Here is a 22,667-nt window from a genome sequence, read left to right on the forward strand (position 1 = left end):
CGGTTGCGTCACAATCGTCAACGTATCCGGTACCTGGATCACCAACCGCGCCACCGCACTGGTCACCGATCCCATGAAGTTGGCGGCGACAACAACATAAGAACCAGAATCAGAAGCTAGGAGATTGAAGATAGAATAGGAGGAATTGGTCGCGGCCAGGATGGCCGCGCCACCTTTGTACCATTGATAGGTGGGGACCGGCTGTCCCACGGCGGTCACTTGGAACGTCGCCGTGTCTCCTGGCGCGTTGGTCTGGCTTTGCGGTTGGGTCAGAATGACGGGCCGGTCAGCGATAGTCAGCACCGCCACCGCGCTGGTAATGGAACCGCCCGAGTTCTGGAGTACGACGGCATAGCTGCCAGCGTCGCTTGATTGCAAATTGAAAATTGTAAATTGCAAATTGGTAGCCCCACTGATGACTGATAACTGATTACTGTTTACTGATTTATACCACTGGTACGTGGGCGTTGGCAACCCGGTCCCGCTGACGGTAAAGCTGGCGGTGGTGCCCACGCCGTTCGTGCGGCTCTGTGGTTGGGTGGTGATGGCCGGGGGATTGATCACGGTCTGCACCACTAACACCGCCACGGCACTGGTTACCGAGCCAAAGCTGTTGGCAATCACCACTCGGTAATACCCCGCATCGCCCAATTTGAGATTTGAGATTTGAAATATGAAATTGGTTGCGCCACTGATGACTGATAACTGATTACTGTTCACTAATCTAAACCACTGATATGCAAGCGGAGCCGTGCCGCCAGCCTGCACAGTGAAGCTTGCGTTGCCGCCCACCAGGTTGGTCTGACTTTGCGGCTGGGTAAAGATCAGCGGGGCCGAGGTTTGAATCACCGTCAAAGTCGCCACCGCACTGGTCACGACTCCGTAGGCATTACTGATCACCACTTGGTAGTTGCCCGCGTCGCTTATTCCGCAATCCGCAATCTGCAATCCGAAATTAGTTGCTCCACTGATGACTGTTAACTGATTACTGTTCACTGTCTTATACCACTGGTAACCTAACGGCTGCGCTCCATTGGCCGTGACACTTAGGGATACCGTGTCCCCAGCCACGACGGTCTGGCTTTGCGGTTGGCTGGTGATGTAAGGCGGATCGGTGGTAAGCACCGTCAAGGTCGCCACCAGGCTGGTCGTACTCCCCGAGGCATTCGTGACCACCACCGTATAATTACCTGCTTGGGCACCTTGGACATTGGCCAGAGTCAACGGGGCATTGGTGGCACCCGATAACGGGCTGCCGTTAAACCGCCATTGGTAGAACAGCGGTTGTGCTCCGGTGACGCCCACCGCAAACGTGGCGCTGCCGCCGGTATTAACGGTCTGCGACTGCGGATGAGTGGTGATGAACGGTGGGGTGATCGTCTCAATGTCCAGGCTCCAGCCCTCGGCAATATAGCCGCTGTCACCGGCAGAGCTATCCAATACATACAGCAACCAGTCACCATTCGGGTCCTGTCCTTTCAGGGTTGCGAGTGTGGTCGCGTAGGGGGCGGCGGGTGCCGGGGTGGTTAACGAACCTGTGGTGGCCGCCGTGGGTTTATAGGTTCCGGAGACCGGAGAACCCGACACTGTACTGACGGCCAAGTCATCGAAGGTTAAATTGACCTGGTTCGCCCCGCCATTGCCGGCAGCCGACATCAAAAGCACCTTTTGCCCGATGGGCGATACCAGCAACACCCGCACGTCCGACATGTACGTGTGCGTGAATTTGCGCAGCGTGACTTTTACCCGCTGAATTTGGTTAGCCATACCGCTAACGTTGATGGTGGCGGGATATGGACTGGCAGGCGCATTGTCGTTGATCGCAATCTGCGCACTATTGGTGAATTGCCCGTTGACCAACCCGGCGGAGACATAGAGTGTGGCCACCGCGCTGGTAGTGGAACCATAGGCGTTGGTCAGCACAATCCAATATTTGCCTTGATCCGTTTTCTGTACGTTGGGAACACTCAGGTTGGTGCTGGAAGCCCATGGCAGTATGGCACCATCCTTATACCATTGGCAGGTGATGGGGGCGGTACCGTCGGCGACCACGGAGAAACTGGCACCGGCACCCGCTGCATTCGACACACTCTGTGGCTGGCTGAGAAACACCGGCGGCGACAGCACCGCAACCGTGGCTACCGCACTGGTCACAGACGCATACGCATTGGTCACCACCACATAAAAGTTGCCAGCCTGGGAACTTTGCAGGTTGCCAAACGGCAAAGTGGCACTATTGGCACCCAACAGCGCCGCGCCATCTTTATACCATTGGAAGTACAGGGGAGTCGAACCACTGACGCGCACCATCAGGCTGGTGACGGAACCGAACAACGCCGTAAAGCCTTGCGGGTCCTGCTTGATGCTGGCCGGGTCCACGATGGTCAACGTGGCCATCGCGCTGGTAGCGGAGCCTAGATAATTGCTGACGATCACATAATAACTGCCCTCATCCAGCCGTTGAACATTCGTGAGCTGCAATGAATTGCTGGTCGCGCCGGATATCATGTTAAAATCTTTGTACCATTGGAAAGACAGCGGGGCGGCCCCGGACACCGTCACACCAAAACTTGCCGTGGCGCCAAAAAGCTTGGTCTGGCTTTGCGGCTGGGTCGTAATCCCCGGGGGATACGCCAGCGTCAAGGTGGCCACCTGGCTGGTCGCCATCCCGTAGGCGTTGCTCACGATGCAATAATAGTTGCCCGCATCGGCCGCTTGAACACTGGCAAGTGTGAATTGACTGGCTGTGGCGGAAGGCATCGGGATGCCACCATGCAACCACTGATAATACAATGGCAATGTGCCGGAAGCCATTACACTAAATCGTGCCGCACCACCTACCGTTGCCACCTGATTGGTGGGTTGAATGGATAGGGTAGGGGGCAATAAAACGGTCAACCCGGCCACCGCACTGGTAGTGCTGCCATACGCATTGCTAACCACCACACTGTAGTTGCCTGCGTTGGCACCTTGGATGCTGTTGAATGTCAGCGTGCTATTTGTCGCCAAACTGAGATTGGTGCCATTAAACCGCCACTGGTAATAAATGGGGGCAGTCCCTGTGACATTCACACTGAAACTGACGGATGTTCCCGCCAAGTTAGTCTGACTTTGTGGTGGCATGGTGACATTGGGTGGATAGAGCAATGTCAAGGTGGCCACTGTACTGGTGATTGATCCGTAAGCATTCGTCACCACCACATCATAATTACCAGCATTCGCTCCCTGAATTGTGCTCAGCGTCAATGTGCCGCTGGTGGCTCCGTTCAAATTGGCTCCATTGAAGCGCCATTGATAGAAAAACGGCATGGTGCCCGAAGCGGTCACACCAAAATTTGCCGTGCTTCCTAAGGTATTCGTTAGACTTAGCGGTTGTACAGTAATGCTTGGTGGAATCACCACCGTCAGTGTTCCCACCAGACTGGTGACCGACCCGTAATAATTGGTTGCCACAACGTAATAGTTACCCGATTGAGCCGGTTGCGCGTTGTTGAAGGCCAACGTGCTATTAGTAGCATTAGGAACCGCCATGCCGTTTTGATACCACTGATACCAGAGTCCCGCCCCGGACACTACGACGTTCAGAATGGCGTTACCGCCAGCCATGATGTCCTGATTAGCCAGCGGTGTGATACTGGCGGGAGCGGGAGTCAGTACCAGCACCATGCCATCCAGGCCGCCTTGGTTATTCAGGGTGAAAGGTCCGGCCGTTCCAGTGCCTGCAAAGGACCCGCCAGCCGCAATATCGCCGCCCAAGCCAAGCGCCACGGTGCCAAACTGGCCGACAGGTGAACTGGTCACGAGGCGGGACCACAACCCCTTGCCGTTACCATCGAATTTGATCAGGTAGGCATTACGACCGCTGGGAGAAAAATTAAACCCGCCGCCCGTGCCGCCCACATCCACGTCACCGCCCACCAGCACGTTGCCGAATTGATCCACCGCCAAGGCGCTGATATCATCCGTCCCAGGTCCACCTACTTGCTGTGCCCAAATCCCGTTGCCGTTCGTATCGCATTTCATTACAAAACCATCTGATGGCCCTGCGCCCGTCAAACCAAAGGTGCTGTTTACGAAGTAGCCCCCCACGAAGATATTCCCCTGGTGGTCCAGCGCCAAGTTGCGTCCACGGGCATCGCCGGAACTGGTCAAGCTCTTAGCCCATACTGCCGTGCCGGTACTATCGAGTTTGGTCAAAAAGGTATTCTCGTGGCCGCTGTTGCCAGAGGAGACCTGAATGCCGCCAATGTTTCCCCCATCGCCCATGACGCCCACGACGAAGACGGCATTATTGGTATCCACTGCCACGCACTGCCCAAATAGCCCCTGGCTGCTGGGACTGGGCGTACCTCGCTGCTGCCAGCGGAAGTTGCCGTTTGCATCGTATTTTACTACGAACAGGTTGTTCCCGCCGGTGCTGCCGGACAGCAGGACAGCCGGTGCCCCATCAAATTGCGCGTCAGCACTATAATAGCCGCTGAAGATGACCGCATCCGTCGAATCCACCGCGACGCTCACCCCTTCGTCTCCGCTGCTGGTGCTGAACTCACGCCGAGCCCAAAGCGCAATGCCGGCGGGGTTGTATTTCACCACGAAGCAGTTCCGGCCACCGGTATGGGGCAGTGAAACCGTTCCGAAGGAAATTGTGTCGGTCGTGGACCCGGGCAGGTAAACGTTGCCGGCGCTATCCACTGCAATCTGGATGCCCCAATCATCCGTGCCGACGCCACCGGCACTTCGAGCCCAGAGCAGGTTTCCCGCGCGATCGTACTTGGCTAGGAACAAATCCCGATCACCCACGCTGGTCAAAACATAGCCGCCGAGAGTCAGCGTATTGTAATAGTAACCCGCCACGTAGAGATTCCCGGACGCATCGTAAACCATCGCGTTGACAGCTTCTGCTCCGGCAGTGCCATAGGTTTTGAACCAGCCGTAGTTGGGCGAGTACTCCACGCCCAACCCCGCCACAATGCTGGTGACCGCGCCGTAATAATTGGTTGCCACAACGTAATAGTTGCCTGATTGAGCCGGTTGCGCGTTGTTGAAGACCAACGTGCTATTGGTAGCATTAGGAACCGCCATGCCGTTTTGATACCACTGATACCAAAGTCCTGCCCCAGACATCCCAGCATTCAGAGTGGCGTTGCCGCCCGCTAAGATGCCCTGATTGGCTAGGGGCACAGTGATGGTTGGTGCCGGTGTCAGCACCAGCACCATCCCGTCCTGACTGCCCACGTTATTCATGGTAAACGTCCCCGAAGTGGCGGTGCCCGCAAATGAACCGCCCGCCGCCAGATCGCCATTCCCGGAGTACGCCACGCTGTAAAATGTGCCCACCGGCGAACTGGTGACGAGACGAGACCACAACCCACGGCCACTGGCATCCAATTTAAGCAAAAAGGCATTACGCCCGTTGGGTGAGAAACTGAATCCGCCGCCCGTGCCGCCGTTATCAATGGTCCCGCCCACCAACACGTTTCCGAATTGATCCACCGCCAGACTGTTAACGCCGTCATCTCCCGGCCCCCCCACGGTCTGTGCCCAGAGAACGTTGCCGCTGCTATCGCATTTCAATACATACCCATCTGCCACTCCGCCACAGGTTAGCGAGAATCCTCCCAAAGTGGTATTGTCCAGGTAGGTGCCTCCAAGGAAGATATTGCCTTGCCGGTCCAACGCCAGGCTGCGACCGAGGGCATCACCGGAACTGGCCAAACTCCGAGCCCACACCGCATTGCCGTCGCTGTCGAACTTGGCCAAGAACATATTCGCGTGGCCGTTGTTATCGGAAGCCACCTGAATGCCCCCGAAGTTCCCTCCATTACCCATGCTACCCACCACGAAGGCGGCATTATTCGAATCCACCGCCACACTCTGCCCATACGGGCTGCCGGTACCGCTCTGCTGCCAGAGGAAGTTGCCATTGGAGTCATATTTCACCAGGAACATGTTGTCCGCGGTGCCGGCGGTCAGGACGGACGGAGCGCCGTCAAATTGCACGTTGGCATCGTAGTAGCCCGTAAAGAGAACCGCGCCAGTGGAATCGACGGCCACGCCTCCGCCATAGTCGGTGGCGCTGCTGGCCCCGCGCCGGACCCACTGGAAGTTGCCGTTGGCATCATATTTCACCAGGAAGCAGTCCTGGCCGCCGACAGCGGTTAGTGTAGCGGTTCCGAAGGAAATCGTGCCATTGTAATTGCCGGGTAAATAAATGTTTCCGGCGTTATCCGTGGCCACCTGAAGGCCCCAGTTATCCGTGCCGCCGCTGCCGGCGCTCCGGGCCCACAGGAGGTTGCCCGCGCGATCATATTTGGCCACGAACAAGTCTTGCCCGCCCGCACTAGAAAAAACATTGGTACCCAAGACCAAGGGTATTGTTGTAAGTGCCGGCCACGATCAGGTTGCCAGCAGTATCATACGTCATGGAAACGACGCGCTCGTCGCCCGGAGTGCCGTAGGTCTTGAACCAGCCGTAGTTGGGCGAATATTCGACACTAAGCGTCGCCACTGCGCTGGTGACCGCGCCGTAATAATTGGTTGCCACAACGCAATAGTTGCCTGATTGAGCCGGTTGCGCGTTGTTGAAGACCAACGTGCTATTGGTGGCGTTGGTAATGGCCGCACCGTTGCCGAACCACTGATATGAAAGGCCAGAGCCGCTGATCCCGGCGTTAAACGTCGCATTGCCCCCCGCCAGGATGCCCTGGTTGGCGAGTTGGTTGGTGATGGCGGGAGCGGGCGTTAGGACCACAACCATACCATCCTGTCCCCCTTGGTTGTTCAGGGTGAACGGTCCAGCCGCTCCCGTGCCATTAAAGTAACCGCCCGCTGCCACATCACCGTCCAAACCCAGTGCCGCCGCGAGGAATACGCCCACGGGTGAACTGGTGACGAGGCGAGCCCAGAGACCGTTGCCGTTGCCATCAAACTTGAGCAGGAAGGCATTAGCCCCACTGGGAGAAAAGTTAAACCCACCACCGCCGGACGCGGCGTCCACGGCCCCACCCACCAGCACGTTGCCAAATTGATCCACGGCCAAGGCCGTGACACTGTCATTCCCCGGGCCAGCCACGCGCTGGGCCCAAATCCCGTTGCCGTTCGCATCGCATTTCAACACATAACCATCCGAGTTTCCGGCCGCTGGCAGAGCAAAACCGGCCAAGGTGGTGTTGTTTATGTAATAGCCCCCTACGAAGATATTCCCCTGGCGATCCAGCGCGATGTTGCGCGCCAAGCCACCGCCGGAACTGCTTAAGCTCTTAGCCCAAACCGCATTGCCGGTGCTGTCCAGCTTGGCCAAGAAAGGGTTCATATTGCCGTTGTTGCCAGAGGCGAACTGGATACCGCCAATGTTGCCCCCGTCGCCCATAGCGCCCACGACGAAGACCGAGTTATTGGTATCCACGGCCACGCACTGGCCGAACAAAGCCTGGCTGGTGGGACTAGGGGTTCCGCGCTGTTGCCAGACGAAGTTGCCGCTGGCATCATATTTCACCACGAACAGATTATTCCCGCCCGTGCTGCCGGACCGCAGGACAGCCGGCGCCCCGTCAAATTGCGCGTCGGCATTATACATACCACTGAAAATGACCGCATCCGTCGAATCCACTGTGACACCCACCGCTGCGTCGTTACTGCTGGAACTGGACTCATGGCGCGCCCAGAGGGCAATGCCGGAAGAGTTGTACTTCACCACGAAGCAATTTGCCCCGCCACTATGGGGCAGCGAAACGGTGCCAAAGGAAATCGTGTCGGTCGCGAAGCCGGGCAGGTAAACGTTGCCCGCTCTGTCCACGGCAATCTGGATGCCCCAGTCATCCGTGCCAGCGCCACCTGCGCTTCGGGCCCAGAGGAGGTTTCCGGCACGATCATACTTGGCCAGGAACAAATCCCGGTCCCCCACGCTGGTCAAAACGTACGAGCCCAGAGTCAGCGTGTTGTAATAGTGGCCCGCTACGTAGAGATTTCCGGCCGCATCGTAAACCATCGCGTTGACCGCTTCTGCTCCGGCGGTGCCATAAGTTTTGAACCAGCCGTAGTTGGGCGAATACTCCACGCCGAGGGTGACCACCGCGCTGGTGACGCTGCCGGAGGCGTTGGCGACAATCACTTGATAATTGCCGGCATTGGGGGCCAGGGCATTGGAGATGATCAGGCTGGGGTTGGTGGCCGCAGGCAGGTTCAAACCGTTCAACAGCCATTGGTAGGTGATGGGGTTGGAGCCGGAAGCCGTTACCTTGCTCGTCACGTTCCCACCCGCCAGAACGGTTTGACTGGGCGTGAGGCTGGTAATCGTCGGTGCGGCCTGGAGTTTGGGCGTGGCCAGAGAGGCGAGATAGAGCAGGACGCCAAAGGTTCTCAAAGCAGTGATCGGTGTAGCCGCAAAAAGGCTCAAAAGGCGCATAATAAAAGTTTTCATGTTTTGGCGTGGCTTTTTAGGGGGCGTCGTTGAGAGTGGGGACACTGGAAGCGAGTTGCAGGCGGAAGATGCCTTGTACCAACAAGACATTCCGATGCAGCCCAGTGATGGTTTTCCGATAAATACCGCCGAAAATGTCATCCCCATACCCGGCCAGGGCCAGGCCGTCGGGATCGGTAGCGCTAAATTGAACCTGAATGGCCCAGTTAATGGTGGAATACTCGACGCCGGCCGGCAGCTTGGTTGCGTAGAGGGCATCCCAGTTGTCATGCTTGGGATGGTAACGGTGTTTGAAGGTACCCGCATTGGCGCGCCAAACGAGGAAAAACAAGAACCCGGCGGGGGACAAACCCGCTGAACCTGGCACTTGAGTATCGTGTGCCCCATTGGGCTTCTCTCGGTAACGCATAAACTCACGGGCTGGGGTGGACTCCGACCCCGGCACAGAATGCAACTATCTAATCAGTAATGATAATTGTCAACATTAACTTTTAGAATTATTAAGCACGATCCGCAAAGTGGTCATTGCAAAAATCAGGTCGTTCATCGTTGGATGCTATTTCTGCCATTGGTGCCGATTGCGGTTGGCACCCAAGGAAATTCCCAAATGAATCCGGGAAGTTTTTTTTCAAGCAAATGGGAAACCGGACAAGCCATAAAAATTGGGAACAAATTCCTTTTGCAGAAATATAAACCGGCAGAAAGATGATGCGATGGAGATAGGATCTGGAAGTCAGAAACTTGAATTTGGAGTTACCAGCCATCCGTGTCCTCAGTGTCATCCGTGGTCAATTTCAGTTCCCATTTTTATGCCAGCTAATTTTTCTGCCATGTTGGGTATTTTGGATTCATTCCGCACTCCGCATTCCGCATTCCGAAATCAAGGGTTCCCTGTGGCTGATTACTGTTCACTGATGACTCTTCCCCCTCCGAATTTATTCCCTCCCGGAGGGAACCCCCTTTCCCGTTTCTCCCTTATCCTGTCGCCCGTGGGTCATCACGGACCGCGCGTTTGCAGTCCGCCAGACACCGTGTGTCGCGACCCGAACCATTCCTATTCCCCAGTCCCCACTTTGTGTTCTCGACCCTTTTAATGGGATAATAACCTGATGAAGATCCGGTAGCTCAAGGTTAGTCATCAACCGGCCCAAAAATTCTCGCGCTGTAAAAACCGTTCTCAAAAAATTCGACCAGGCAATATTCTTGTTCCGACTTTTTCGGTCCATCCCAGGTGTCCCATACGTATGTAATTTTTTCGCGTTTGGTCGGTTGGTATTTGATCGTTCTGTATGACGTGACCTTCCCTTTGGACCAAGAACGAATGGTGTCGGGGGAAGCAATGGAGATGCTTACCCAATCTGCGGGGTGAACCCGCTGATGATTTGATGATTCAGGGCTCACCGGTTGGATGAGATTAAGGGATAAGGGTCGCATGGTCAACTTGAGAACGACTGCTAGGTTTTGCTCGGAAACTGGCTGGAAAAATTGGAAACCGGCAATTAAGAACGCCAACGAATATGCAAAAACACCGGCGAATGTGTTATACCTAAGCGTTATACCAGTGCAAAACTGGTTTTATGTTAAAACCTAAGTGCTTATGGATGAATGAGAAGCGAAAATGGCGACCCTACCGGGAATCGAACCCGGGCTACCACCGTGAAAGGGTGGTGTCCTAACCGCTAGACCATAGGGTCGTCGCCGAACAACAAGCTAAGGCGTCGGTTACGGATTGTCACGCCTAATTTGTCGCGACTGGTTTTGGTGGGTCGGCCGGGACTCGAACCCGGGACCAATAGCTTAAAAGGCTACTGCTCTACCGACTGAGCTACCGACCCATTCAAAAACAGGCGCGTGAAAGTAAACGACCTGCCACCATCGCGCAAGTTCTTTTCTAACGTTATTTTTCCGGCCGTTTTAATTCACCGCCCCGAGACGTTTTCCCTGCGTCCCTAAAAACCACCGCCAACCTGGATTTTAGAATGGCGAAATCGAATCGCAGGCCTTATTGATAACACGGTAGGTTTCATCACCAACTCTCCGCAATCGTTGAAATTGCCGGGGCGAAATAATAGCAAAATTTTAGCGGTAATTTTGATCGGAGCATGCCATACTTTGGCGAATGAGCCTATGAATGAATTATCAAAGGTAACCGCTACAGTGTGTTCGCGCCGCGAATTTTTGCAACGAGGTGCGCTGGCAGCAGGCGCGATCACGCTGCCGTGTTATGTACCGTCCTCCGCATTGGGTCGTGATGGAGCGGTTGCGCCAAGCGAACGCATTGTGATGGGCGGGATCGGCCTTGGCGGACGCGGTTCCTATGATCTGGGCTGGATGCTAGGCCAGCAGGACGTCCAGTGGGTTGCCGTGTGTGACGTCCTCAAAAAGCGTCGCGACGCCGCCAAGAACACGGTTGATGGCAAATACGGGAACAAGGATTGTGCCGTGTATGCCGACTTGCGCCAGTTCCTGGCGGAGCGGAAGGATGTGGATGCCGTCTTGATTGCCACGGGCGACCGTTGGCATGCGCTGGCGGCGATTTGGGCCATGCGGGCGGGCAAGGATGTCTATTGCGAGAAACCGGCCTGTTTTTCGATCGCGCAGGGGCGGATGGTCGTGGAGACCGCCCGCCGGTATGGGCGGGTTTATCAAACTGGCGCCCAGCGTCTCAGCGAGCCCCCTCACGTGTTTGCCATCGAATTGGCCCGGTCCGGACGATTGGGCCAGATCCACACCGTTTATGCCGATTGCCGTTGGCGTGACGCAGCGCGTTACGACTGGTTGCCAGAGGAACCGGAACCGCCCAAGGATGAATTGGACTGGGATCTGTTCCTGGGACCATGTTCCTGGCGGCCCTACAATCGCGGCTATCTCAATTCCGGGTGGTACCGCTTCCACGATCTTGCCACCGATGTGGCGATGTGGGGTGCTCACACCGTCGCCCAGGCTTTGGCTCCCTTCGACATGGACAAAATTACCACCATCGAATTCGAGTATGCGGGGCCGGATGCCTCATTGGTGACCCGGCTGTCCAACGGGGTGAAACTGATTCTGTTCCGGGTGAGCGGCTCGGTGTGGCAGCCGTGCGAATACTGGCATGGGGCTTGTGGGGAACGGTTGGAGGGCTCCGAAGGCTGGGCGGCGGCGGCGGATGGTTATACGGTCACCGATGTTTCTTCGCCCGCGCTGTTGCTTGAATCCAGGAGAGTATTGACGGAGTACACGACCCGGACCCAACGCTCCCTGAACCACGTGCAGGATTTCTTCGACTGCATCCGCTCCCGTCGGCTCACGGTGGCGAATCCGGAGGTCATGTTCCGGTCCATGAGCATCTGCCTGGCCGCCGACATTTGCGGGCAATTGAAGCGCAACCTGAAGTTCGATCTGGGCAAGGCGGAATTTGTCGGCGATGTCGAAGCCAACCGGCTCGCCAGTCGTGCCATGCGTGCCCCATTCATTGCTTAGTTTGGAAACTGTCGTGAATCCTGGCCGACCACTCCTCACCGTCCTCCTGCTAACGGCGCTGACCGTGCTCGGAGCGGCTGAAAACCCGCGTACGATCTCAATCGTCACTGATCCCGCGCCCGGACGCGCTGCGCAACATGGCATCGGCAAGCTTGCGACCGCCCTTCGCGCCCGCGGCTGGACGGTTGAAGTGGTCAACTCCACCAATGCGGTTACCGGCGTGCGCCGGATTCTCACGAGCACCTCATCTGCCAATGATCTCACCGTGCCCGACTCCTTCTCCATCTCGCGGCCTGCTCAAAACCAGGATCGGCCCGGCCTCCTGCTCCATGGCGCTGATGATCGCGGACTGATGTACGCCGCGCTCGACGCCGCTGACCGGGTCGGCTGGGCGCGCGATGAGGCGGAACCGTTTTCCGAAATCCGTAACACCACCGAGCAGCCCGCCGTGCGCGACCGTTCGCTCTCGGTTTACGTGATGAATCGCGCCCATTGGGAGAGCCGGTTCTACGATGAGGGCTACTGGGAGCATTACTTCGACCTGCTCGCCACGAGCAGATTCAACCGGTTCCTTATCGTGTTCGGCTATGAAAACGGTGGTTTCCTCGCACCAGCATACCCGTATTTTTTCAACACTCCAGGCTTCGACACCGTGCGCATGAATGATCTCACGGCTGGGCAGCAAGACCGCAACCTGGCCGCGCTCAACCGCCTTATCGAAATCGCGCATGACCGTGGTCTGGCGGTGAGTCTTGGCATTTGGGACCACATTTACCGCGGTGGCGTGCAGAGCGGCGGCATCGAGTGGGAGAAGAATTTTGCCGGGCGCGTCGTACCCAATACCGTCACCGGTGTCACGCCAGAAAACCTCAACGCCTACACGCTTGCGTCGCTCAAGGAACTTCTCGCGCGGGTGCCGGCCATTGATGGGCTGCAATTCCGGGTTCACGAGGAATCCGGCCTCAAACGCTCTGAGATGGACGGGTTCTGGCGCGCCGTGTTTGAACATGTGCAAAAACAGAAACCCGGCCTATTGGTGGAGGCGCGTGCCAAAGGCATGCCCGACCGCCTCGTTGACAACGCCCTCAGCCTCGGCGTCAAACTACGCGTCGAGACGAAGTATTGGATGGAGCAAATGGGCCTTCCCTATCACCCTACGCACGTCAACCCGCAAAATCAGCGCGACCGCCGCCATGGCTATGCCGACCTCCTTCGCTATCCCCAACGCTACCAAATTGACTGGCGGCTGTGGAACGGAGGCACGACGCGGGTTCTGCTCTGGGGCGATCCCGACTACGTGCGCCGCTACTCGGCCAGCACCGCGCTTTACGACAGTCCGAATTGGGATGTGCAGGAGCCGCTCGCAACCAAGATGGAGGCGCAGCGGCCCGAGCTGCCGGTGTTCGAGCTGATGCCGGAAAAGTTCCGCCATTACCGCTACGAGTTTGAGCGTTACTGGCACTTCTTCCAAGTCTGGGGCCGCGTTGGATACAATCCCGCCACACCGGATGAAGTCTGGCAGCACGAATTTCAACGCCGGTTCGGAGCCGCCGGTCCGCACCTGGAAGCCGGGCTGCATCGCGCCTCGCAAGTGCTTCCGATGATCGTCGCCGCCGTGTACCCCTACCGCCTCTTTCCGACCACGCGCGGCTGGGCTGAACGCCAGAGCCTTGGAGCTTCGCTGACTGACTACGCCAAAAACGAGAGTACGGACATCCAGCAGTTTGAAAGTTTCGCGGACGCCGCGCGCCGCATCCTCGCCGGTGGCACAACGACGCGCCGCACGCCGGACACCACGAGCCGTTGGTTCGACGTGACCGCTGATGATATTCTCGCCTCCGTCCGGGCCGCTGAAGCCGCCGCCGGAGCCAAACGCGGAAACGAATTTAACGCCACTGTCGTTGACCTGAAAATCCTGGCCCAACTTGCCCGCTTTCATGCCCGCCGCGCGCTCGCCGCCGTTCACTACAACCTCTTTAAACAAAGCAAACGCAACGCCGAACTCCTCGCCGCCATCAACGGCGAGCGCGAAGCCATTGCCGCCTGGCGCGAACTCGTCGCCGTCGCCGGAGATCACTACGCATCGGATCTGGCCATGGGCGCGCGCAACCACGATCTCGCCGGCCACTGGAGAGACGAGCTGATAAAACTCGCGGCCGGCTTCAAAGAACTCGAACGCCAGAGCGGACCAGTTGAGGCGAACCAGAGCCATGAAGAAATCTGGGCACCCGCGCCGGTCAACGCGCAGGCCGCGCCCCGCGTCACGCACACCCCGCCCGTGACTATCCCCACCGGCGCACCGCTGCGCCTCACCGCTCGCGTCACCGCGCCGTCCGGCATCGCCACCGTTCGGTTGCGCTATCGCCACGTCACCCAGTTTGAAGACTACGAAACCCTCGACCTGCAGCGGACCGGCGATTCGGACGATTTTACCGCCATCGTGCCCGGTGAATTTCTAGTGCCGGAGTGGGACTTCATGTACTTCATCGAGGCCACGAGTAGCGACGGCCATGGCATCCAATGGCCCGACCTCGCGCACGAAGCGCCCTATGTGATCGTCAAACTGCAACGCAACTGACTGTGACCCGGTTCGCATTATTATGAAACATTTCTTTACGTTTGTCGGTATGCTGGTCGGAGCCCTGACGGCTTCGGCCTTCGCCGCGCCCTCGCTCACGCTGGACCTCGACCCCGCCGCCGCCGGACCGGGAAAATTCGCGGTGGAGGAAATTCGTCGGGAAGCCGCCGCGCATGGCATGACCATCATGGGTGCTGATGCGAAAACGTCCGCCGATGCCATTCACATCTCACTCACAGTGGGTGTGCTCGCAGAGTCCAATGCCGTTGCCCAAAGCTATGCAATAATGGTTCAAAGTGCGAATGGTATTCGCACCATCACGGTGCGTGGCACCGACGCCACCGGCGTCATGTATGGCGGGCTGGATATTGCGGAGGCGATTCGCACCGACACGCTCGATACCCTGAAGGACGCCATCCACACGCCGCATATTGCGCAACGCGGCATCAAGTTTAACATTCCGCTTGATTTGCGCACCCCCAGTTACTCTGATCCCTCTGATGCCGCGCAGGCGAATATTCCGGAAATGTGGAGCATGACTTTCTGGCGCGAGTTTCTCGATGACATGGCCCGCCACCGATTCAACGTCCTTTCGCTTTGGAACCTTCACCCGTTTCCCAGCATCGTGAAGGTGCCGGAGTTCCCCAACGTCGCCCTTGATGACGTCTGGCGCACCACCGAGAAATTGGACGAGAAGTTTGATGGCAGCGGCAGGAATTTCATCCGGCCGGAGATGCTCGCGCATCACGAGGTAGTCAAGAAACTGACCATGGCTGAGAAGATCCAATTCTGGCGCGAGGTCATGCAACTGGCGAAGGAACGCGGCGTGGAGGTGTATTGGTTTACCTGGAACGCCTTTCTTTTTGGGGCGGATGGCAAAGACGGCATTACTGGTGATGCCGGAGCGCCTCGCTCCATTGAATATTTCCGCGCCAGCGTCCGCGAGACCATCAAGACGTATCCGCTGCTGGCCGGTTTCGGCATCACCGCCGGTGAGAACATGCGCTCGGACATGGGTGGCGGGATGACCAAGGAGAAGTGGCTCTGGGCAACCTATGGCGAGGGCATCCGCGATGCGCTCAAGGCGGAGCCCCAGCGGAAATTCCGGCTCATCCACCGCTTTCACCAGACCGGCCTGAGCGATATCCAGAATGCGTTTTCCGAACTGCCCTGCACGCTTGACCTCAGCTTCAAATACGCGATCGCGCACATGTATTCCGTGCCGAGGCCGAAGATGATTGATCCGGTGTTGCCGCTGCTCAACCCTCAACTCCGATCCTGGCTCACGGTTAGAAACGACGATATTTACAGCTTCCGTTGGGCCGACGCCGGTTACGCCCGTGCGTTCATCAAGGGGATTCCGGGTCCCGATAAAATCGCCGGTTTCTACATGGGCGCGGATGGTTATATCTGGGGCCGCGATTACCTGGCGAAAGACGCGGTTGCGCCGCGGCCGACCGTGATGCAAAAGCAGTGGCTTTCGTTCACATTATGGGGTCGTCTGGCTTATGAACCCGACTTGCCATCGGCCACGTTCCAACGCCTTACCACGGCGCGATTCCCCGGAGCAGAGACGTCCGCGCTGACCGACGCCTGGGCGGATGCGTCAAAGGTATTTCCTTTCATCACCCGCTTTTTCTGGGGGGACATTGATGTGAAATGGTTCCCCGAGGCCTGCCGAAGAAAGGGCGGTTACTACACGGTGCGCCATTTTATCGAAGGCGGCGCCATGCCCGGCGCCGAAGTGCTCAACATTATCGAATGGCGCACTGCGCTTTTGGCGAACCGGAAGCCTGAGGGCACCACCCCGCTCGAAATTGCCGCCACCTTGGAGGCCAACGCTGCCAGCGCGCTTAAGGCGCTGCCGCAACTGCAGCGTGCCGTCATTACTCCCTCCGGCAACGCGAAAGAGTACGTTGCCACCCTCGGCGACATCGAGACCATGGCGCACCTTGGCCTTTACTACGCAGCGAAGATTCGCGGTGCCTGCAGCCTCGCGCTCTTCGACAAAACCGGCGATACCCGGCAACAATCCAGTGCCGTGCAGCAGCTTGAGGCGGCCTTGGATCACTGGAAGAATTATTCCACCGCCTACACCCGCCAATATATCCAGCCCGTGCTATATAACCGCGCCGGCTCGGTGGACATCCCCGGGCAAACTGCGAATGTTGCCGCCGACGTGCAGATGGCACGGGCTTGGAAAAGCGGAACCATTGACGAAGCCGGGATCAAACGCTCCGGAACGGAAGCCGGTTTTAAGCAGTGAAACAAGTCAAGAATTGACATATTATGAATCGCAGTCTCGGCGTCCTTCTACTTGTATTTGGAATCGTCGGATCGTTTGCCGTCGATCCGTCTTTGGCGGGCAAAGACCGCCTGAACATCGAGCTTCTGAAAACACTCGATGCAAAAGGCAGTTATATCCGGCTTGAAGGACGTTCCCTTTTCATAACCAGTAACGTTGCCCCAAAAGCACAACGGGCGGGCTTCTGGTTCGATATCGAGCCAGACCCGGCCGCACCGGTCCTGCTGAACAAGTCGCTACCGGGTGCATGGGATGTGGCCGTTGTCGGGAACTATGCATTCTTGTGTGACTACACAAAATTTCTGACTGTTTTCGATTTGCGGGACCACCAATGGCAGCAGGTGGCCAAGCTGGAGATGCCTTCGATGACGGAGAACATCACCATCCGCGGCAAGCTGGCCTACGTCGCCAACCATATCGCGGGCCTCACCATTGTGGATATCGCCGACCCGGCCAAGCCCACCATGGTCAGCAATTTCAATCCCCACATTGACTGTGACGGCTTGGCACTCTGGAAGAATTATGCGGTTCTCTATGCGCACTGGGAAAGCCGCCTTGTCTTGGTTGATATCACCGATCCAACCCAACCGCGGCAGGTGGGTGTGTACCAGCACGACAAGAAAACCTTTAACCAGGGTGAGGTGACCGTGGACGGTGGTTTTGCCTATTGTACGGCCAACAACGGGTTGGTGCTCGTGAACATCACCGATCCGGCCAACCCAACGTTGGCTAGGACCGTTGAGATTAAAGGCGGCATCACTGACGTGGCGGTGAATGACGGCTTTGCGTTCCTCGCAGCCAAAACCAATGGCGTCCGTGTCCTCAATGTCTCCAACCCCGTCAACCCCGTCGAAGTGGGCCGCTACACAGGGTGTCAGGCTTCTGAACTAGCCGTTCTGCGGATTCCCCAGCCCGATCAAAACACCTCTGCACGCGCGCGCTACTACGTTTACGTGGCCGGTGGTCCGGCCTCGCTGCTGCTTTTCCATGCTCCTGTCCAAGCAACGGTTGTAAAATAGCTGGTACAAACTCGATAGAAAATTATGCCTCTGAAAACGATCCGAACTTTACGTAATTGCCCAGGCTGGGTCATCGGCTCAAGCCGTTGCCGGTCAGCGATGAAACAGATTCAGTCCCTCCTATTCGTTATCGCGCTACTCGCACCGCTGGCGGCGCTGCCTGCCGCCGACTCAACCACGATCCCAATCAACTCGCCGGCGTTTGTGTTCTCTCCCGGAAACTGGACCGGTGATGCGGGACGCGCCGGGAACAATTTCCGCCAAACCTGGAACCCGTATGCCTATTGTCGGGTGGCCTGGGAAACCGGTAATCGCAAACCGGTGGCGAAAATCCTCCTGGATACTTCGACCTATCCGCTCAAGTTCAAGCCGCCGCAAATCGCGTATAATATTGATGGAGTCTGGAGGTCCAAAATCGCCTGTACCAACGAAATCCTCATCGAGGAGATCACCGGTGCCGGAAAGCATGAGCTGAGCGTCTATCTGCATCAGTCGCAGCAGATCGAACGCTGGGGCAGCGAAGGAAAAAGCGGTTTGAACGTGCTCCGGATTACCGGTCTGCAAGTGGATACGGGCAGCAAGCCAATCCCCGCGCTACCGGAATCAAAATGGGCGATGATCATTGGCGACAGCATCACCGAAGGAGTTGGTGCCACTGAGCTGGCGGCCTATTCCCACCTGGTAGGGCAGGCGCTCCAGACGCAGGGATACGAGTATTGCATCAACGCCTGCGGGTGGAGCGGCTGGATCAATAAGGGCGACAATCCTCCGGGTGATGTTCCGGGTTATTATTTCATCACGAATTCCATCAATGGCGTGGGCGGCCGCTATGAGGACACTTTGAGCCGTTGGAACAAGATTGACGGGAATAACCACTCCCTGCTCGATTCCAAGGGACACATCAGCGCCTATGGCCAAATCGGCCAGGAACCGTCGGTGATCCTGATCAATTACGCAACCAACGATTCCCTGCACAAATCCAACCCGAGCGATACGTTCGCGAGCATCATCCAAGGTCTGGCCGCTTTGCGCAAAAGCGCGCCCGAAGCGCAAATCATCCTGCTGATTCCTTTTGGCCAGTATTATGCCAAGGAATTGAAGACGGCGGTGGCAATCCATAAGCAGAACCATCCCGGTGACACCAAGCTCTCGATCATAGACCTTGGACCTTCCGTGGCGAAGACGCTGTCGGCGAAGAACGGCCTGATGGGCGGCCTGCATCCCAACGATCGCGGTCATGCGATTTTCGCAGCTAAAATCATCCCACAACTGATGATGATCCTGAAATGATACGCTCACATTACTCCTCTTGGTTGAGAAAACACCAAGCCTGTCTGTAAGGTTCTCGGAAAGTTTGAACCGCACCCGTTCCCATGCTCCAATCCTCGCATGATTACATCGTCTAAAACCACCGGTTACGCCGTCTGGGCATGGACCATCTGCTTGTCGAGCGGATGGATTATGGCGGCGGATACCCTGCGGCTGAAGCCTGGAGTTCCCGTGGTGGTTGCCCCGTCCGAACCCGGCCCTGTGCTGCGCGCGGCGGAGGATCTGCGCCGGGATTTGCAATGGGTTTTGAATGCTCCCTCCCCCCGCTTGGACCGTCCGCCTGCTGATCCGAACCTCCCGGCGATTGTGATCACGTCCCAGTCGGCGGATTCGTCCGTGCGCGGTGCTGAGGCACATGCGGTCTCTGTGCAGGGGCAACGCGTGGTGCTGCAAGGCGCGGATATGCGCGGCGCGATTTACGCCATTTACAGCTTCAGCGACCTTTTCCTGGATATGCCGCCGTGGTGGTTTTGGGCAGGTTGGAAACCAAAACCGCGCCGCTTCGTAGAGGTGGCGGCGGACACCGATCTGCACTGGAAATCGCCGCAGGTGAAATGGCGCGCTTGGTTTCCCAACGATACCGATCTCCTTTCGCCTTGGATGAAGAATGATTATGAGACCCGATGGAACCTTATGGTTGAAACCATGCTTCGCTTGAAATTAAACATGATAGATATTGGCGAATTGTTTGATGATAGCATCCGCAAGGTCCGCATTCCGCGGGATCGTGGCCTGGCAATCACGACCACCCACCTCGCTCCCTTCGGCGCAACGTTGAAAAATTGGGGCAAATACTGGAGTGCCCAGGGTCAATCCGTGCCCCCTCCGCTAACGCTGGCCAACGTTAGCGGTCTGGAACAGTTTTGGGAGCATCATATTCGCATTGTGCAAAAGGAAAAACTGGAAATGTTATGGATGATTGGTTTTAGGGGAGATGGGGACAAAGGTTTTTACAAGACTTTTGCCGATGCGCCTGCCGATGATGCCGGTCGCGCCAAAAACATCCAGAATATGATGCAGCGGCAAGTGACGCTCTTAAAGAAGGTCACCGGTGAGGCACATCCGGCCATGCGCACGGTTTTATATGATGAATGTTCGGATTATGTGGCGTCCGGCCTGCTTCATCCACCCGATGAACCCAGTTTGATCTGGAACTTCGTGGCTGCGCGGCGCGACCATTTTCCTGCCGCTGACTTGCGTCAGTACCGCGCTCCTGCGGAACGGTTGTTAGGGTACTATTTCAACATCCAGTTTACCAGCACGGGATCGCATTTGGCGGATGGCGAAGGACCTTGGAAGATGGAGAAAAACCATCGAATAGTGCTCGAATCCGGTTCCAACTTCGTTTTCTCGGTCGTCAACTCGGGTAACACCCGTGAGTTTTCCCTCACTTTACAGGCGCACGCCAGGATGATGTGGGATTTCAACCGCTATGATTCCAGCAAATTCGTGGAGGAATTTTGCCAGCGTTATTGGGAGCCGGAGCACGGCGCGCGGGTAGCCAAGCTTTACCGGGATTATTTTGAGGCGTACTGGCAACAGCGCAAGGCGGACCTTCCCGACTTTCCCCGGCAATATATTTTCCAGGATCTCCGCATCGCGCGTGCCACTCGCGAACTCATGACGGCCGCCCGCTTGGGCCAAGTGTCCGATGCCCTGCTCGATGACCGTGGTATGGGTTATTTCCGAATCGTGCCAACTGATAACGGAACGACCTCGAAGCTCGACGCGGTGATATCCGGCAACACACGCGCAGCGGAACAGTTTGCCGTTGTGGCGGACCAGTGCGCAGCCCTCTCACCGCAACTCGCCCCTCAAGGCCGGACCTTTTTCGACCAGAGTCTGCGCGTGCAAGCCTCGTTCATGGCGGCGGCATCCCGGTGTCTGGTAGCCGTCGCGCAGGGGTTCAAAGTGAAGTCGGACCAGGCGGCTTTTGAAAAATGGATGCGCCAGGCAGAGGCGGAGGCCAAGGCCATGCAGGCAGCCTTGCAAACTGCGGCCACCGGCCCCTTTACAGACTGGTATGTGGGAGAGAAAGTATTCGGGCTGAAAGAAACCCAGGACATGATCGCCCGACGGACGCAAGGGTCCATCAAGCCCGCGCGGTAGTTTCAGCCGTTCCCTTGGTAAGGTGCACCAAAGTTATATCAGGGATAAGCGCAACATCAGCGAAAATGCACCAATATTTTGAACTTGTTGGCGGTTGACGGAAAGATACCATTGCCACAATGAGACCTTCAAACCGGCTGGTGGTAATGATAACGACTGCGGCATTGGCAATCGTGGTTCAGGCGGCATCTCCAAACCAAGGGGATTGGCCGGAATTTCGTGGCCCCACGGGCCAGGGCATTTCGGCAGCGAAGAATCTTCCCGTAGAATGGTCCGCGTCGAAGAACGTCGCATGGAAGCAGGCGATTCCCGGGCTGGGCTGGTCGTCTCCCGTCGTCCAGCGGGGACAAGTCTTTCTCACCACCGCAATCGTTGGCACCAACGGCGGACCATCGTTACACGCGCTGTGCCTGGATGCTGTCACGGGACGGTTGCTGTGGAATACCGAGATTTTCAAATCCACCGAGACTCAGGCAAAACCCATGAATGGCAAGAACAGCCATGCCAGCCCGACGCCGGTGCTGGAAAGTGACCGCCTATATGTTCATTTTGGCCATAACGGCACCGCCTGCCTTGATGTTACCGGTAAAATCATTTGGCGCATGAATAGCCTGAGTTACCCCCCGACGCATGGTAACGGCGGTTCGCCTATCCTGGTGGACAATAAATTGGTCTATAATGCCGACGCAACTTCCGCCCCCTTTATCGCGGCATTGGATAAAGCAACCGGGAAAGTCCTCTGGAAGGTGAACCGCGAGACCCTGGCTAATAACAAGTTTTCATTTTGCACGCCGCTCCTCATCACGGTGAATAGTCAACCGCAAATCATCAGTCCGGGCAGCGGTGCGGTCTCAGCCCTCGACCCAAAGGATGGCCACGAAATCTGGCGCGTTCGCTATGGCCAGGGGTATTCAGTGGTTCCACGCCCCGTGTTTGGTCAGGGACTGGTTTTCATCGGCACCGGCTTCAACCGCGCGGACATCCTGGCCATCCGTCCCGATGGCCATGGCGATGTGACGGACACGCATTTGGCCTGGCGTACCACGAAGGGAGCGCCGCTGACCCCCTCAATGCTGCTGGTTGGTGAAGAACTCTACGCGGTCTCGGATGACGGACTGGCAAGTTGCTTCGAGGCCAAAACCGGCAAGGTTCATTGGCAGGAACGCCTGGGTGGAAAATACTCGGCATCGCTCCTGGCGGCGGATGGCCGTATCTACCTGCAAAATGAGAGCGGCACCGGCACGGTCCTCAAGCTGGGCAAAACGTTCACGACGCTGGCCACCAATTCCCTGGCGGAACGGTCGCTAGCCTCGTATGCGGTGGCGGACGGTACCTTGTTCATCCGCACGGCGGAAAACCTTTATCGAATCGCCAATCAGCCGTCAAAGTAGGGGGAACCGTGCAATGATGCTTGAAAAAACTCCTCGTTGTTGCCGTGTTGGCGCT

11 protein-coding genes and 2 tRNA genes are annotated in these 22,667 nt (G+C 57.2%); 8 read left to right on the forward strand and 5 right to left on the reverse strand.

All coding sequences use genetic code 11. From position 1 onward, the window contains the following. The 3 genes from WCO56_09385 to WCO56_09395 form a co-directional block, all read right to left on the reverse strand. A partial coding sequence (locus tag WCO56_09385) for an immunoglobulin domain-containing protein (protein MEI7729776.1) occupies window positions 1-6,363 on the reverse strand: 6,363 nt, incomplete at its 3' end. Next, the gene (locus WCO56_09390) at window positions 6,341-8,419 is read right to left on the reverse strand and encodes a hypothetical protein (protein MEI7729777.1); all 2,079 of its coding nucleotides are present in this window, start codon (window positions 8,417-8,419) and stop codon (window positions 6,341-6,343) included. The genes WCO56_09385 and WCO56_09390, both read right to left, overlap by 23 nt. Window positions 8,420-8,435: 16 nt before the next feature. Next, the gene (locus WCO56_09395; GenBank protein MEI7729778.1) at window positions 8,436-8,786 is read right to left on the reverse strand and encodes a hypothetical protein; all 351 of its coding nucleotides are present in this window, start codon (window positions 8,784-8,786) and stop codon (window positions 8,436-8,438) included. Between the two features lie 108 nt (window positions 8,787-8,894). On the opposite strand from WCO56_09395, the gene WCO56_09400 reads away from it, so the two are divergent. Further along, window positions 8,895-9,128: a hypothetical protein gene (locus tag WCO56_09400; GenBank protein ID MEI7729779.1), complete on the forward strand. Its 234-nt coding sequence runs from the start codon at window positions 8,895-8,897 to the stop codon at window positions 9,126-9,128. A 910-nt stretch (window positions 9,129-10,038) separates the two neighbouring features. On the opposite strand, the gene WCO56_09405 is transcribed toward WCO56_09400, so the two are convergent. Together WCO56_09405 and WCO56_09410 are read right to left on the reverse strand one after the other, a co-directional pair. Next, window positions 10,039-10,113, reverse strand: a tRNA-Glu gene (locus WCO56_09405). A gap of 65 nt (window positions 10,114-10,178) precedes the next feature. Continuing rightward, window positions 10,179-10,254 (reverse strand) — tRNA-Lys (locus WCO56_09410). A 292-nt stretch (window positions 10,255-10,546) separates the two neighbouring features. Here WCO56_09410 and WCO56_09415 point away from each other — a divergent pair. The 7 genes from WCO56_09415 (at window position 10,547) to WCO56_09445 (ending at window position 22,612) form a co-directional block, all read left to right on the forward strand. Further along, the gene (locus tag WCO56_09415; GenBank protein MEI7729780.1) at window positions 10,547-11,881 is read left to right on the forward strand and encodes a Gfo/Idh/MocA family oxidoreductase; all 1,335 of its coding nucleotides are present in this window, start codon (window positions 10,547-10,549) and stop codon (window positions 11,879-11,881) included. Window positions 11,882-11,894: 13 nt separating this feature from the next. After that, window positions 11,895-14,459 carry a hypothetical protein gene (locus tag WCO56_09420; protein ID MEI7729781.1) on the forward strand — a complete coding sequence of 855 codons (2,565 nt, stop codon included), beginning with the start codon at window positions 11,895-11,897 and terminating at the stop codon, window positions 14,457-14,459. Between the two features lie 22 nt (window positions 14,460-14,481). Then, window positions 14,482-16,725 (forward strand): carbohydrate-binding family 6 protein, encoded by a 2,244-nt coding sequence (locus WCO56_09425; GenBank protein MEI7729782.1) that lies wholly within the window; start codon window positions 14,482-14,484, stop codon window positions 16,723-16,725. A 23-nt stretch (window positions 16,726-16,748) separates the two neighbouring features. Continuing rightward, the gene (locus tag WCO56_09430; GenBank protein MEI7729783.1) at window positions 16,749-17,783 is read left to right on the forward strand and encodes a hypothetical protein; all 1,035 of its coding nucleotides are present in this window, start codon (window positions 16,749-16,751) and stop codon (window positions 17,781-17,783) included. Between the two features lie 99 nt (window positions 17,784-17,882). Then, complete coding sequence (locus WCO56_09435; protein MEI7729784.1) at window positions 17,883-19,073, forward strand: SGNH/GDSL hydrolase family protein; 1,191 nt, start codon at window positions 17,883-17,885, stop codon at window positions 19,071-19,073. A 99-nt stretch (window positions 19,074-19,172) separates the two neighbouring features. Further along, window positions 19,173-21,221, forward strand: coding sequence for a glycosyl hydrolase 115 family protein (locus tag WCO56_09440; GenBank protein ID MEI7729785.1), 2,049 nt, complete (start codon window positions 19,173-19,175; stop codon window positions 21,219-21,221). A gap of 119 nt (window positions 21,222-21,340) precedes the next feature. Continuing rightward, complete coding sequence (locus tag WCO56_09445) at window positions 21,341-22,612, forward strand: PQQ-binding-like beta-propeller repeat protein (protein ID MEI7729786.1); 1,272 nt, start codon at window positions 21,341-21,343, stop codon at window positions 22,610-22,612. Window positions 22,613-22,667: the final 55 nt, after the last annotated feature.

It is taken from the genome of Verrucomicrobiota bacterium, assembly GCA_037139415.1.
In the GTDB taxonomy this organism is placed as follows: Bacteria; Verrucomicrobiota; Verrucomicrobiia; order Limisphaerales; family Fontisphaeraceae; genus JBAXGN01.